Source organism: Tunturiibacter gelidiferens, from assembly GCF_013410115.1.
Classification (GTDB): Bacteria; Acidobacteriota; Terriglobia; order Terriglobales; family Acidobacteriaceae; genus Edaphobacter; species Edaphobacter gelidiferens.
Genome location: NZ_JACCCV010000001.1, coordinates 1,894,449 through 1,907,870 on the forward strand (window position 1 = coordinate 1,894,449; position 13,422 = coordinate 1,907,870).

At 57.4% G+C, this 13,422-nt stretch carries 13 protein-coding genes; 8 read left to right on the plus strand and 5 right to left on the minus strand.

From position 1 onward, the window contains the following. The first annotated feature begins 129 nt into the window (after positions 1-129). Genes HDF12_RS08030 through HDF12_RS08045 form a run of 4 tightly spaced genes read left to right on the plus strand, consistent with a single transcriptional unit; the run spans position 130 to position 1,975 of the window. A complete protein-coding gene (locus tag HDF12_RS08030) occupies positions 130-501 on the plus strand; it encodes an ArsR/SmtB family transcription factor (RefSeq protein ID WP_179582000.1) in 372 nt (123 codons plus the stop codon). Continuing rightward, entirely contained in the window at positions 461-970 is a 510-nt protein-coding gene (locus HDF12_RS08035) for an SRPBCC family protein (RefSeq protein WP_179582001.1), read from the plus strand. The genes HDF12_RS08030 and HDF12_RS08035 overlap by 41 nt, the downstream gene beginning before the upstream one ends. Positions 971-1,002: 32 nt before the next feature. Continuing rightward, on the plus strand, positions 1,003-1,512 hold the full coding sequence (locus HDF12_RS08040) for an SRPBCC domain-containing protein (protein ID WP_179582002.1): 510 nt from the start codon (positions 1,003-1,005) through the stop codon (positions 1,510-1,512). Next, positions 1,502-1,975, plus strand: a complete 474-nt coding sequence (locus HDF12_RS08045) for an SRPBCC family protein (RefSeq protein WP_179582003.1) — start codon at positions 1,502-1,504, stop codon at positions 1,973-1,975. Before HDF12_RS08040 ends, HDF12_RS08045 begins: the two co-directional genes overlap by 11 nt. Positions 1,976-2,094: 119 nt before the next feature. Here HDF12_RS08045 and HDF12_RS08050 read toward each other — a convergent pair whose 3' ends face one another. Both HDF12_RS08050 and HDF12_RS08055 read right to left on the minus strand, forming a co-directional pair. Continuing rightward, positions 2,095-2,436, minus strand: coding sequence for an STAS domain-containing protein (locus HDF12_RS08050; RefSeq protein WP_179582004.1), 342 nt, complete (start codon positions 2,434-2,436; stop codon positions 2,095-2,097). Between the two features lie 102 nt (positions 2,437-2,538). After that, positions 2,539-2,994, minus strand: a complete 456-nt coding sequence (locus HDF12_RS08055; RefSeq protein ID WP_179582005.1) for a GNAT family N-acetyltransferase — start codon at positions 2,992-2,994, stop codon at positions 2,539-2,541. 238 nt (positions 2,995-3,232) lie between these two features. Here HDF12_RS08055 and ftsZ point away from each other — a divergent pair, with 238 nt between their 5' ends. The 3 genes from ftsZ to HDF12_RS08070 all read left to right on the plus strand — a co-directional run bounded on the left by ftsZ (position 3,233) and on the right by HDF12_RS08070 (position 8,149). Beyond that, a complete protein-coding gene (gene ftsZ / locus HDF12_RS08060) occupies positions 3,233-4,729 on the plus strand; it encodes a cell division protein FtsZ (RefSeq protein WP_179582006.1) in 1,497 nt (498 codons plus the stop codon). Positions 4,730-4,880: 151 nt separating this feature from the next. Then, complete coding sequence (locus HDF12_RS08065) at positions 4,881-6,116, plus strand: penicillin-binding transpeptidase domain-containing protein (RefSeq protein ID WP_179582007.1); 1,236 nt, start codon at positions 4,881-4,883, stop codon at positions 6,114-6,116. 419 nt (positions 6,117-6,535) lie between these two features. After that, on the plus strand, positions 6,536-8,149 hold the full coding sequence (locus HDF12_RS08070) for an NAD(P)H-hydrate dehydratase (RefSeq protein ID WP_179582008.1): 1,614 nt from the start codon (positions 6,536-6,538) through the stop codon (positions 8,147-8,149). Between the two features lie 157 nt (positions 8,150-8,306). On the opposite strand, the gene HDF12_RS08075 is transcribed toward HDF12_RS08070, so the two are convergent. After that, positions 8,307-9,899 carry a DHA2 family efflux MFS transporter permease subunit gene (locus HDF12_RS08075; RefSeq protein WP_179582009.1) on the minus strand — a complete coding sequence of 531 codons (1,593 nt, stop codon included), beginning with the start codon at positions 9,897-9,899 and terminating at the stop codon, positions 8,307-8,309. Positions 9,900-10,005: 106 nt separating this feature from the next. Here HDF12_RS08075 and HDF12_RS08080 point away from each other — a divergent pair, with 106 nt between their 5' ends. Further along, positions 10,006-10,716 (plus strand): TetR/AcrR family transcriptional regulator, encoded by a 711-nt coding sequence (locus HDF12_RS08080; RefSeq protein WP_179582010.1) that lies wholly within the window; start codon positions 10,006-10,008, stop codon positions 10,714-10,716. Between the two features lie 45 nt (positions 10,717-10,761). On the opposite strand, the gene HDF12_RS08085 is transcribed toward HDF12_RS08080, so the two are convergent. Continuing rightward, positions 10,762-12,225, minus strand: a complete 1,464-nt coding sequence (locus HDF12_RS08085; RefSeq protein WP_179582011.1) for an efflux transporter outer membrane subunit — start codon at positions 12,223-12,225, stop codon at positions 10,762-10,764. A 9-nt stretch (positions 12,226-12,234) separates the two neighbouring features. After that, positions 12,235-13,419, minus strand: a complete 1,185-nt coding sequence (locus tag HDF12_RS08090) for an efflux RND transporter periplasmic adaptor subunit (protein WP_179582012.1) — start codon at positions 13,417-13,419, stop codon at positions 12,235-12,237. Positions 13,420-13,422: the final 3 nt, after the last annotated feature.

A 13,422-nucleotide genomic window follows, 5' to 3' on the forward strand; every position in this document is an offset into this window, starting at 1 on the left:
TGTGGAAAGTTCGAGCCTGAAGTTATTTGTTTGGAGGGGAGATCTCGTTTTTTTTGGTTTTATCGATTTTTTTGTTTACAGGTTTTGTATTTAACGATATGGTTATTTAACTTAGTTGTTAATAAAGATATGAGCGATCAGATTACCTCGACGTTTGCTGCATTGGCTGATCCAACCCGGCGGGCAATTCTTGCGCGGCTGGCGTTGGGAGAGACCTCAGTTACGGAGATTGCCGCGCCGTTCGAGATGAGTATGCCGGCGATCTCACGACACCTGAAGGTGCTGGAGAAGGCTGGGTTGATCTCGCGCGGGCGGGAGGCGCAGTGGCGGCCTTGCAAGCTGAAGGCAGAACCTCTGAAGCAGGCTGCCGACTGGCTGGATGAGTACCGCAGGTTCTGGGAGGAGAGTTTCGATCGATTGGACGAGTATCTGAAGACCCTACAGATAAAGGAGAAGAAAGATGCCCGAAACAAAAATGGAAGTGGTAGAAAGCGCCGCTGAGCGGGAGATTGTGTTGTCGCGAGTGTTCGATGCGCCGCGCCAGATGGTATGGGACGCCTGGACAGATCCGAAACAGGTTGCGCTGTGGTGGGGGCCGAAAGGCTTTACGACGACGATTGAAGAGATGGATGTGAGGCCAGGCGGCGTGTGGAAACAAGTGCTGCACGGGCCCGACGGCACCGATTATCTGAACGAGAGCGTGTTCCTCGAGGTGGTGCAAAATGAGCGGCTTGTGTACACGTTGACCGGTGGAAGGAAGGGCGGGCCCGTGGTGCAGTTTGAAAAAGCCACGACTTTTGAAGAGGAGGCGGGAGGGACGCGGGTCACGATGCGTCTAATCTTTGCCTCGGCTGAGGCTCGGGATCAGAATGTGCGCGATTACGGCTCGATTGAGGGCGCCAAGCAGGCGTTCCAGAGGCTAGAGGACTATCTGGCAGGCCAGTTTGTGGAGACGACAGCGAAGGCTTAGACACTGGGGTTGAAAAAACGAGGAGGAATGCGATGGGTACAGCGACGGTATCTCCGAAGGTGAGGACTCAACATGAGCTGCAGATTACTCGGGTCTTCGATGCGCCACGCGAGCTGGTTTGGAGGGCGTGGACTGATCCTGCACAGATGAAGCAGTGGTACGGGCCACGCCAGTTTGAGGCTCGAAACCTGACCGCAGATGTTCGACCGGGCGGCAAGTGGCGAGACTGTTTGCACAGCGATGGATTCACCGACAGCAGTGGCGAGTGGCGGACGGCCGACGTGTGGCAGGGTGGCGAATACCTCGAACTGGTTGAGCCGGAACGGCTTGTCTTCACCTTTCACTGGGAAGAGGGCAGCGGGCTTCCGGAGCACGACACTGTGATTACGATCACTTTTGAAGAGCATGCAGGCAAAACGACGATGAACTTTCACCAGGCCTTCTTCGTAACTGAAGAAGATCGAGATGGGCATATGAAGGGCTGGAACAGCAGCTTCGAGAAACTGGACGAGTTTTTGCGCGAGGTGAAGCATGGCCATTGAAGGAGGCGTGATGGAGGCGGGGCTGCTTGAGGTCTGTCTGACGCGGAGAGTCGCAGCCTCGCCAGAGGTGGTGTTTGCGGCGTGGATCGATCGGGAGCAGCTGGCGAAGTGGTGGGGACCGAAGGGCTTCACCACTCGGGTGTACCAAGTGGATGCGCGTGTGGGCGGCGCAATTTTAGTCGATATGCGATCGCCGGATGGTGTGGTGTATCCGATGTCGGGACGGTTTGTGACGATCGATCGGCCGCACAGACTGGTGTTTGTGACGGCTTCGATCGATGAGCACGGCAAGCCTATGTTCGAAGTTATGAATACGGTGATCTTCAACGAAGCGCGTGGCGGAACGGAGATCTCGCTGGTCGCTCGGGTGATCAAGACAACGACTGCTGCGCCGCAATACTTTGCGGGGATGTCGCAGGGTTGGTGCCAGAGCCTAGATCGGCTGACGGAGCTGGTCGCTTAGGTTTAGTTCGGTTTGGTGCGGCTGATGAGCTTCAGGTTTCCCTGGGAACGAGTGTGTTGTTGGTCACGTTCGAAGGGAGGGCTGAGGCTCTCTTTGTTTCTGGTTCAGGGTTCGTGTTTTCAGGCCGCGAGTGCGGCGTCCAGAGTTGGGTCGATGGGAAGGATGGCGTCGGTGCAGGTCATCTTGAGGACCTCGAGGACGCGGTCGGTGGGGGCGACGAGGCGTAGTTCGCCGCTGTGAGTCTTCATCTTGCCGTAGAGGATCATGAGGAGACCGAGACCTGCGCTGTCAAGGAACTCGACGCCGGAGAGCTCGAGGATGAGTTTGGGGACGCCTTTGTCGGTGACGGCGGTGATCCTGGATTCGACCTCGCGCAGGCGCAGGCCGAGGGTCATGCGTCCGGTGAGGCGGAAGATGGCGGTGGTTGCGTTGGCGTGGTCCAGCTCAGCTTCGAGGATCATGAGGTGGGGCTCTCCTAAGTGTTTGCAAGCATACCGCAGGTACGGTTGCAGACTTTTGCGTAGGGATTTCGTTCGTGAATTTTAGATGCGGGGCTATCTGCTTCAGGCGCGATCTTCGTGATCTTCGAAGAACAGAGCGTGGGTTGCGCCTGGGTCGTCGATGGGAGTGAAGCCCATTCTTTCGTAGAGGCGTGCTGCGCCGGCGTTTTCGGCGCGGAGACGCACGCAGCGGAAGCTCTTTCGGGCTTCTTGTACGAGGGTTGAGACCAGAGCCCGGCCGACTCCCTGGTTGCGCCATGCGGAGCGAACGTAGACGCGGCGGATACGGCCTGTTCCCGGTTCGGAAGTGAAGGGGTCGATGGTGAGTCCGCCGACTGCGACGAGTTGGCCGTGGTCGAGGTGGCCGCAGAGAACTTCGCCTGGGGCTTCGAAGCGATTGACTCCGCTGGCCCACTCGTCAACGAGCGTGTCGATGAAGTCGTAGCCGTCTCTCTTTGCCTCGGCGTGGAGTTCTTCTAGTCCTGTGGTCGGCAACTTGATTTGTTGAATCGGGATCATTTGTGATTGTAAGAGCGATGGGTTGGATGCGTGATTGTGCGACTTAGTTCTTGCCCCAATCGAGACGACAGACGCTGACGCGGAATGGTGATGGCACTCTCTGCGTGCCGCACCATATCAAAAGCGGTGCAAATTTGCAGGGTTTGGAACCATGCGTGGTACGGGCGGTGGAAAACGGGGGTCGTGTGTTTGGCAAGGAGGTGGGAGAATTAAACAACTTTCAAGGAGTCCTGCTGCTATGTCGAATCTGCCCAATGATCCTAACGATCCGAACGATCTCCGCATTCACTATCACGATGAGATACCGCATGGAGCGAGGATCAAGGTTATTGGGGTAGGCGGCGGCGGGAACAATGCCGTGAATCGCATGATCGCGGCGAATGTGGTTGGGGTTGAGTTTATTGCGGCGAATACGGATGTGCAGGCGCTGCAGGTTTCGAATGCACCGGTGAAGCTGCAGCTTGGCGTGAAGCTGACGAGTGGACTAGGCGCGGGTGCAAACCCTGATGTGGGTCGGCGTGCGGCGCTGGAGGATTCGGACAAGATCATCGAGGCGCTTGAGGGCGCGGATATGGTGTTTGTGACTGCGGGGCTGGGCGGTGGTACCGGGACTGGAGCTGCTCCCGTGATTGCGAGCCTGGCGAGTGAGATGGGCGCGCTGACGGTGGCGGTGGTGACGAGGCCGTTCGCATTTGAAGGCAAGCGGCGGATGCAGCAGGCTGAGCGTGGAATGCAGGAGCTGCTGGAGTCGGTCGATACCGTGATTGTGATTCCGAATGAGAAGCTGCTGGCGGTGGCGAAGGATGCTGGATTCTTTGAGAGCTTCCGGATTGCGGACGATGTGCTGCGGCAGGGCGTGCAGGGAATCTCGGACATCATCACGATTCCTGGTGTGATCAATCGCGACTTTGCCGATGTGAAGACGACGATGGCGGGGATGGGCTATGCGGTGATGGGAACGGGCGTTCGGTCGGGCGCGAATCGTGCGGTGGAGGCTGCGATGGCCGCGATGGCTTCGCCGCTGCTGGAGGCGGGAGCGATCGATGGGGCGCGTGGGATACTGATCAACATCACGGGCTCGAGCAGCTTGAAGCTGAGTGAGGTGAATGAGGCTTCGAGCATTATTCAGAATGCGGCGCATGAGGATGCGAACATCATCTTCGGTGCGGTGCAGGATGAGTCGATGGGCGATGAGGTGAAGATCACCGTGATTGCCACGGGGTTCAAGCAGCAGGAGATGCCGCAGCGGCGGGAGCGCATGCTGGCGGAGGCGACGCTGCCAACGATGCGGTATGACGTGCCGATTCAGCCGCGTGTGGTGACTCCTCGGCCTGCGTCGACACGGTTTGCGAGTGAGATGGAACCGGCCAGACCGGTGCACGAGGCGAACGAAGTGAAAGAGCCGGTCGGGAAGATGGAGATGAGTGGCCCGGTTGAGCTGGTTCCGGTGCCCGCGTCGGTGTTTGATGACGACTTTTTCCGTGCGCCTGCGGCGCGGGGGGAGAGGGCTGGTGAGGTGAATCGGTCGGAGGGTGGACAGGTAGACCGGGCGAGAGAGGCGACTCACTTTTCTGCGCCGGTGCGCGTCCAACAGGAGAACGTTCGCGGTGGGACGGACGAGGTGGGGGACTCCCAGGTTCGTGTTCCCGCATTTGGGACTGTATCGGTGGCGCCTGCGGATCAAGCGGAGCCGGACGAGCTCGATATTCCTGCGTTTTTGCGACGCGGGAACTGATGGTACAACTGATTTCTGTACGAGTAGCACGGATGGGGAAGGGTGCTGCTCGAGAGATTGTGTTGAATTAGTATTTTATTAGATGAATTGTGGATCGATGGCAGTTCGATTGCAGTCAAATCAATAAGAGGGATCGCCTGTGTCGAGATCAATGAAGGTTTTTGGCGCGCTCCTCTTCGGCCTTGTCCTTGGTGCTGGAGTGGGTGCTAACGCAACGACGAGTACCACTGGGAAGGCCAGGCGGCACTCTGCTGGGACGGCTCGGGTTGCGACTACGGTGAAACCTCATTCGGGGGCTTCGCGCTCAGCCGCGAGGGGTACGACGCACGTCGTTGCAACGCATGGGTTTGTGGGGCATCATCGAGGAGCCCGGCCGACTCTGGCTGTGCGGCGGACACGATATCAGGAACACTTTTCTGCAAGTTCGTTTGCTGACAATCTCACATTGGGCGACATCGTCGATGGAGAAGACCCGTTGGTTCGGGCGGCGGCGATTGAGGCGTTGGGCAATATGAACGGCACTGCGATCGCGATTGATCCTTCTACGGGACGGATTCTGGCGATGGTAAACCAGAAGCTGGCGCTGTCGAGAGGGGCTGAGCCCTGCTCGACGATCAAGCTGACGGTGGCTCTGGCTGCGCTGGAGGAAGGTATCGTTCGCAAAGATACACCGGTGAATCTGGGCGGGCACTATCACCTAACGATGACCGAGGCTTTGGCTCACTCGAATAACCTTTATTTTGAGACTCTTGGGCGGCAGCTCGGATTTGAGCGCGTCAAGCACTACGCCAATGAATTTGGACTTGGCGAGTTGGCTGGATACCACATTCAGGGCGAGCAGCTCGGGACTTATCCGGATGAGGTATTGCCGGCGTCGCTGGGTGGAGTGGGGAGAATGTGCTCGTTTGGCGAGAGCGTTTCGATGACTCCGCTGCAGCTTGGAGCGCTGGTTTCGGCGATTGCGAATGGCGGGACGCTTTATTATCTGCAACATCCCGAAACTGCAGCAGACATGGCCACGTTTGAGCCTAAAGTAAAGCGGGTGCTGGACATAGCCCCGTTGATTCCAGAGATTTCGGTGGGTATGTCGGGAGCGGTGCAGTATGGAACGGCGCGTTCTCTGCGGGCTAACTTCAGCCAATTTCCAGTGATGGGCAAGACGGGTACCTGCTCCAATAATGGCACTCGATTCGGGTGGTTTGGGTCTTTTGCGGATACGCCGAAGGGGCAGATTGTGACCGTATTTTTCCTGGAGGGCGGACGGCCCACCTTTGGTCCAAAAGCGGCTGAGTTGACCGGGGAGTTTTACCGGGCGCTGTGGGATAAGGATTATTTTTTACAGAAGCCAACGGTCGAAACCAGTGGAGTTATGGGCGGTTCTGAGTAGAGTTGTGGCTTGGAGTGGTGAAAAACGCTGGTAAGAGCGTGGTGTTTTGGTGGTGAAGACGTGGTGACTGGCGGCGTCTTTTTGAGTTGCTAAAAAAGTGCCACTTTTTTTGAATTAATTTGCTCTTCATCCCTCCTGAGATTTGAATTTCGACTGGCTCGGCCTCGCGGTGAGGTTGAGCCTTTTCCTTTTGATCGCTTTGTGGCTGCGATGTAGTAGTCGATGTTCCAGCATTCGCGGCACGGTGGCAGCCGGGTGATCATGGAGCCGCCATTCGCTGGGGCGACCGGTGGAGACGGGGCCGGTGTGCCCCACGTACATCTTCTTTGTTGGGGGCGGAATAAACTTCTATTTGGACTCGGTGAAGGTGCGGTGGTCGTCGTCTTGGCTTCGGCGGGGGAATCGCGTAGAAGGGAAAGATGAAGATTCTTACGGCGACAGAGATGCAGGCGGTGGATCGGTGGACTGCGGAGGAGTTTGGGGTATCCCTGGATAAGTTGATGGAGGCGGCTGGCGAGGCGGTGGCTCAGTTCTGTCTGCGGCAGTATCCGGTGGCGATGCGGGTGGTGGTGTTGTGTGGGAAGGGCAACAACGGCGGGGATGGTTTTGTTGCGGCGCGGGTGCTGGCGCAGGCGGGGCGATTGGTGCGGGTAGTTTTGCTGGGACGGGTGGATGAGGTCAGGGGAGAGGCGGCTACGGCGCTGAAGCGGCTGATGAAGGAGTTTTCGTCTGTTGAGGTGGATGAGGTGGGGGATGAGGCCGGGCTGACGGCCTGCGCAAATGCTGTGGGGGAGGCGGAGTTGTTGCTGGATGCGTTGGTTGGGACTGGATTCAAGCCGCCGCTGCGTGGGCTTGCGGTTTTGTTGCGGGAGATGGTGGAGAAGCTGGAGACTCCGGTGGTGGCCGTGGATCTGCCTTCGGGGTGGGATGCGAATTCGGTGGAGCAGACCGCAGAGGGCTCGTTTCGGGCCGACGCTGTGGTGACCTTTACGGCGCCGAAGATAGCGCATGTGTTTGGGCACCTGACGCGGAGTGAAAAGAGCGGCGGGGCGTTTGGGCCGGTAGTGGTTGCGGCGATCGGGTCTCCTGAGGATGCCGTGGTTTCGGCGAGTGGGTTGACGTGGGCGGGTGCTTCGAAGGCGCTGGCAGAGAGGCCGCGGGATGTGAATTCGAATAAAGGCAAGTTCGGGCACGTGTTGGTGGTGGGGGGAAGCTATGGGAAGGCGGGGGCTCCGGCGATGGCGTCGTTGGCGTGTTTGCGGGCGGGGGCAGGGCTGGTGACGGCTGCGGTGCCGAAGAGCATCCTGGATTCTGTGACGCGGATTGCGCCGGAGTTGATGATGGTGCCGCTGGCGGAGGGGACCAAGGGCGCGGTTTCGTTCAAGAATCTGGATGGGGCGAAGCTGGATGCGCTGGTGAAGAGGATTTCGGTTGTGGCAGTGGGTCCTGGGCTGTCGACCGAGGGGGATGCTCCTGCATTTGCGCGACAGATCGTGGAGAAGACCACGGTACCGGTGGTGATCGATGCGGATGCGCTGAATGCTTTTGAGGGAAAGACGGATTTGCTGAATGGGGAGGGACGGGTGATGGTTCTGACGCCGCATCCAGGGGAGATGGCGCGGTTGGCTGGGATGACGGTGAAAGAGGTGGAGGCGGATCGCGTGGGGCTGGCACGGAGGTTTGCGACGAAGCACAAGCTGACGCTGGTGCTGAAGGGGTGGCGAACCCTTATTGCGCATCCGGATGGTTCGATTGCCGTGAACACGAGTGGCAATCCGGCGATGGCGAAGGGCGGGAGTGGGGATATTCTGACGGGGATTGTGGCCGCGATGCTTGCTCAGTTTCCGAATGATGTGGCTCGCGCCGTCGAGACAGCGGTGTACCTGCATGGTCTGGCTGCGGACTATGCAGCGCATGCGATGGATGAGCATACTGTACTTGCAACTGATACTGTTACACATCTGTCGGATGCTTTTCGATATCGAGTGAGGGATGAGGATGGGCTGGTTTGGATTTGCGGGTTGCGAGGATAGAGCTAGAAGTGGATGCGGTTTGCGTCGCTTTTAGATTGTGTGGAACCAGAGTCTGTTTAGCCCGCAACGCACGAGATGCGCCATATCAACTGCCCGTTTGCTATTTGCTCCGCGATTATGTCGTTCCTCTCGCGCAGCAATGCCGACATGTATAGAGCTAGTGAGCGGACGCCTGCATTCCTTTGGGAGGTTTCTGCATCAGCAGTGCCATCGGGATCATGCATGCGCAGAAGACGGCCAACATACTAAGAACATCGATATAGGAGAGCACGCTCGCTTGTGCCTCCAGACTTTGATAGATGCGCAGACAGGCGCCTCTCTGCGCATCGGAGAGCGCGGCCGAGCCATGTTGCAGGCTGGACGTGAGTGCGTGTACGGAACTCATCCATTGCTGGCTGCTGCCGACGACATTCTGTACCAGGTACGTCTGGTGGACCTGCTGATGACGAGCGAGCACGGTGGTGAAGAATGATGTTCCGGCTGAGCCGCCGATATTGCGCGCGAGATTTGATAGCCCGGAGACATCGTTGTTCTTACGAGGATCTATTCCCAGATAGATCATTGAATTGATGGGCACGAATAGAAACGCTAAGCCAATGGATTGATAGAAGCGCAGGACGGCGGCGTAACTAAAGCTCATCTGCAGATCGAGACTGGTCATGTGAAAGAGCGCAACGGCGATGCTGGCGAATCCAAACATAATCAGGTAGCGGCCATCGATGCGAGAGATCAGGATGCCGACGATTGGCATGCAGATGATCGTCGCCAGACCACCCGAGGACATTGCCATCCCAGCGCTCTCGGCGGTGTATCCCATCAACGATTGGAGCAGTTGCGGCAGCAGGACCGTAGTGGCGTAGAGAGTAAAGCCGAGAACGAACATCATCAGGAATGAGACGGAGAAGTTTCTTCGGGTGAAGAGCCGGAGATCGAGAATCGGCTTGCTCTCAACTCGTTCCTGTCGAAGCTCCCAGATCACCAGACAGGCGAGGCCGATTACGGTGACCGCGAGGAAGGAGACGATGAAATGCGATGAGAACCAATCGTCCTGCTGGCCTTTGTCGAGCACGACCTCCAGCGAGCCGAATGTCAGGGCGATCAGACCGAAGCCGACGTAGTCGAGCTTGAATCCTCCTCTGCGCGCCGCCTTTACTTCTTCTTTGATCGCGGGAGGATCTTCAATGAGGCGATGGGTGAGAAAGAGAGACAAGATGGCGACGGGGATGTTGATGAAGAAGATCCAACGCCAGTCATAGTTGTCGGTTATCCAACCTCCCAAGGTCGGGCCGACGATGGGTGCTGTGATGACGGCGAGTCCGTAGACGGCGAAGGCCTGTCCCCGTTTCTCTGGCGGAAACGTGTCGGCAAGGATTGACTGCTCCGACGGCTGCAGACCTCCGCCACCTAGACCCTGGATGACTCGGAAGAACAAGAGGAGAGGAAGCGACGGAGCCAGCCCGCACAGGAATGAGCTAATACCGAAGACGGCGACGCAGGTCATGTAGAAGCGTTTGCGCCCGATGATGGTGCCCAGGTAGGCCCCTACAGGAAGTACGACTGCATTCGCCACAAGGTAGGAAGTAATCACCCAGGTTGACTCGTCCTGGGATGCTCCGAGTGATCCAGCGATATGGGGCAAGGCCACGTTGGCGATGGAGGTATCCAGAACCTCCATGATGGTCGCCAATGTCACGGTCACGGCGATGATCCAGGGGTTGTGTTTTACCTTGTACCCAGCTGTTGCGTTCATATTCAATATTTCCAGCTATCCAAATATTGTACAAGACCGTATGGTATCGTCCAATATTTGGATCGCCTCTCGGCAATAAAGATTCAGGAAAAACTAAAATGGAAGCATGAAGAAGACAGTGGCAAAGGACCCAGCAAACAGCAGGGTGCCGCCCCCAAGATCCCGATCCGATTTGCGTCTTGAAGAGAGCCGTGTCGCAGAACTTCTGGACATTGCGTCCCAGGTCTTTCTCGAGAACGGCTTTGCCGGCGCCAGCATGAACGAAATCGCGAGACTCTCGAACTCTTCAAAGACGACCTTTTACTCTCGTTTCCCCACGAAAGAGAAGCTCTTCATCGCTGTGATGGAACGACGAATGGAGACTGTGCTGGGAGAAGTGACAGCTCCTCTTCCGGCCGAATCGCCGATCGATGTCGCTTTGAAAGAATATGGCACCCGGTTTCTCCGGTTCGCTCTTTCAGACGAGCAGATCACCCTGTTGCGGATCATCTCCATGGAGTCCGTACGCTTCCCTGAGTTGGGTGAGCGCTTTTATGAACTGGGCCCAAAGCGAGGGCAGACATTTCTGGCGGGCTATTTTCAGGAGCAGATCAAGTTGGGACATCTGGTGAGAGATGATCCATGGACCATGGCAGAACATTTGATTAGTCTGCTCTCTGGTGGCCTTGTCCGTTGGCGTATTCTGGGCCTTCAGACTGGAACCCGAACCAAAGACAAACAACAGGAGCATATCGCTGGAGTTTTAAGGGTCTTTCTACGAGCCTATGGAACTCCCACTCTGATGAAGGGCCACCAGGTGACGCGATCGAGAAAATAGGGGAGGCGAGCACTGCCGAATTTGGACTCTTTCCCTGGTACACCGTTAGGGTGTCCTGGATCCGGTCCATCCTCCGCCAAGAGATTTGATGAGGACCACGGAGGCAGTCATTCGCTGCCCGGCAATCTGAGACGAAGTTCGCTCATTCGACAAAACGCTCTGCTGCGCGATGACAACATCAAGATAGCTGACGAGTCCGGCCTTGTAGCGTTGCATCGCAATCTGTTCTGTGCGCTCGGAATCGGCCACTGCCAGCGCCTGCGAACGGGATTGGTTAGAGAGGTACTGGAGCGCCGATAGCTGGTCCTCGACCTCCTGATAAGAGACAAGGACTGTTTTCTCGTATTGGGCGAGTGACTCGCGATAGGCTGCCTGTGCTTGATCGACTCCCGCTCGCAGCCTACCTCCCGTAAATATGGGAGCAGTCGCAGAGGCGGCGAGAGATGCGATGGTGTTTTGCCAATTCAGCAGACTGACGGCGTTGGTGCTTTCGTAGCCGACCAGACCTGTAAGCGAGATCTGGGGAAAGTATGCAGCCTTTGCAACGCCGATGCGGGCAGTCGCAGCAGCAACATTGCGATCCGACTCCGCGATGTCGGGTCGTCTCGTAAGTAGATCAGCCGGCAATCCAACTGGAGTCTCTGGCGGCGTAGGGTTGTCGGGCAGGATCGGAACAGACAGGCTCTCCACTGTGCGCCCCAGCAAGACGGCAAGTGCATGTTCCAGCTGCGCGCGCTGAATCTCGAGCGCTTGCTTCTCGGCGGCTGTCTGATCGAGAAGCGTCTTTGCCTGCGCTACCTCCAGGTCACTGCTCAGACCATGTTGAAAGCGGCTCGTGGTGAGATCGAATCCTTGCTGAAGGTCAGCCAGCGTCCGATCGAGAATCCGGAGCTCCTGATCGCTCTCACGAAGACTGTAGTAATCGATGGCTATGGTTGTCTCGGTCTCCAGGCGAACGAATCTTAGGTCGGCCTCCGATGCCTGTTGTGTCGCACGCGCGGCCTGAAGCGATCGTCTTAAGCGCCCCCACGCGTCGACTTCATAACTTGCAACCAAAGGCAGCACAATATCGTTATAGGTTGCGGCATGACCGTTGGTATTTCCGTTATTCGGACGATTCTGTGCCTCGCGTGTACGAGAGACTCCAGGCGCAGCGCCCACAGTTGGGAACAAATAAGAACGTGCGGAACTGGTGAGGGCTGTCGCTTCATCTACATGCGCGATGGCAATTTTTATGTCTCGATTTGCTGAGTCGCCCTGGATCTCGAAATCATCGAGCACCGGGTCGTGAAAGACCTTCCACCAATCGCTATATGAGATGGCAGCCGGTGGGACGGTCTCAGAGGATGTTCCAGTAGTACTCCCATTGAATGCTGGTGGGACCGGCGCGGACGGCACGTGATAGTTAGGCCCAACCATACATCCGGAGATCATTACGGTCAGCGCTGCTGTCAACGCGAATGAGGTTAAGCGGCTGACATCCATGTGTCGGTGTCTTAGTTTTCGCATGGTCTCCCCTTAGCTCTTCTCGCCGCCAGAGGCTGGTTGGATAGTGACATGCATTCCGTTCACCAGATAATCGGGTGGGCTGGCGACGATCCGATCGCTCTCGGTGATGCCATTGGTGATTTCGATCGTATTGCCGAAGTCGCGTCCCAAAGCGACCTTGCGCAACTCAATCTGATTGCTCCCGTTGGCGACAGCGATCTGCGGTCCTGCGGACTGAAAGAGAATGGCTCCCACTGGCACAACCAAGTGCTTCACGGGGGCACTAAGGTGGATGTGCACCTCTGCGTATGCGCCTGGCAGCAGCTTGCCGGACGGATTGGGCACGTCGATCTCGGTGAGCAGCGTGTGAGAGTCCAGAGCAATGGAGTGGCTGCTCCGGGTGACAGTTCCCTCAAACTGCTGGCCTGGCAGGGCTATCAGCTCCAAAGTCGCTTTCAGACCGTCCGAGATCTGGTCGCTGTAGCTCTCTGGAACAGGCACAAAGACACGCACGATGTTGATCTTGGAGATGCGGAACAGCTCAGCACCCATGCCGCTATTGCCGGCGTTGATCAGGTCACCGACGTCGGTGCGACGCTGGGTGATGACGCCATCGAACGGGGCGACAACCTTTTCGAAGCCCTGCAGCTGCTCCAGGCGATTGACATTGGAGGTCGCTGCCTGAACGCCGGCCTTCTGAGCATCGAGATTTTGATTGTTCTGGTCGACCTCTTGTTGAGCGACGGCGTTTGTGGGGATCAGTTCCTGATACCGCTTGGCGGTGATGCCAGCCAGTACGAGGTTTGCCTGGGTTTGGCTCAGGGCGGCTCGAGCCTGGTTCAGCTCCTGATCGACCTCGGGCGATTCGATTTGTGCCAGCAGTTCGCCCTGGTGAACATGGGTTCCGATATCCGCATACCAGTGGGCGATGTAACCACTGGTGCGAGCGTAGACGGGAGAGTCAGAGTATCCCTGAAGCGTAGAAGGCAGGCTGATCTCACTGTCTGGCGCACCTTGTTGTGCGTGGGTGAGGGTTACCGGTTCGGTATCGAGAGCGTTGGTACCCGCGGTCAGTTTTTTGGCATCCTGAGCGCGCAGGAAGAAGGTGACCGCCCCGAAGAGGCAGAGGACTACAGGGATGAGGAGGAACCACTTGATGCTGTCTCGGCTGGTTTCAGTTGTGGGTGGTGGTGTTGCCTGCGTTTGATTTGTCATAGT

Excerpts from the sequence above, each read along its gene's own strand:
- HDF12_RS08085 (WP_179582011.1), bottom strand. The coding sequence starts at position 12,225 with ATGCGAAAACTAAGACACCGACACATGGATGTCAGCCGCTTAACCTCA.
- HDF12_RS08065 (WP_179582007.1), top strand. The coding sequence starts at position 4,881 with ATGAAGGTTTTTGGCGCGCTCCTCTTCGGCCTTGTCCTTGGTGCTGGA.
- HDF12_RS08055 (WP_179582005.1), bottom strand. The coding sequence starts at position 2,994 with ATGATCCCGATTCAACAAATCAAGTTGCCGACCACAGGACTAGAAGAA.
- HDF12_RS08040 (WP_179582002.1), top strand. The coding sequence starts at position 1,003 with ATGGGTACAGCGACGGTATCTCCGAAGGTGAGGACTCAACATGAGCTG.
- HDF12_RS08090 (WP_179582012.1), bottom strand. The coding sequence starts at position 13,419 with ATGACAAATCAAACGCAGGCAACACCACCACCCACAACTGAAACCAGC.
- ftsZ (WP_179582006.1), top strand. The coding sequence starts at position 3,233 with ATGTCGAATCTGCCCAATGATCCTAACGATCCGAACGATCTCCGCATT.
- HDF12_RS08045 (WP_179582003.1), top strand. The coding sequence starts at position 1,502 with ATGGCCATTGAAGGAGGCGTGATGGAGGCGGGGCTGCTTGAGGTCTGT.
- HDF12_RS08075 (WP_179582009.1), bottom strand. The coding sequence starts at position 9,899 with ATGAACGCAACAGCTGGGTACAAGGTAAAACACAACCCCTGGATCATC.
- HDF12_RS08070 (WP_179582008.1), top strand. The coding sequence starts at position 6,536 with ATGAAGATTCTTACGGCGACAGAGATGCAGGCGGTGGATCGGTGGACT.
- HDF12_RS08050 (WP_179582004.1), bottom strand. The coding sequence starts at position 2,436 with ATGATCCTCGAAGCTGAGCTGGACCACGCCAACGCAACCACCGCCATC.
- HDF12_RS08035 (WP_179582001.1), top strand. The coding sequence starts at position 461 with ATGCCCGAAACAAAAATGGAAGTGGTAGAAAGCGCCGCTGAGCGGGAG.
- HDF12_RS08030 (WP_179582000.1), top strand. The coding sequence starts at position 130 with ATGAGCGATCAGATTACCTCGACGTTTGCTGCATTGGCTGATCCAACC.
- HDF12_RS08080 (WP_179582010.1), top strand. The coding sequence starts at position 10,006 with ATGAAGAAGACAGTGGCAAAGGACCCAGCAAACAGCAGGGTGCCGCCC.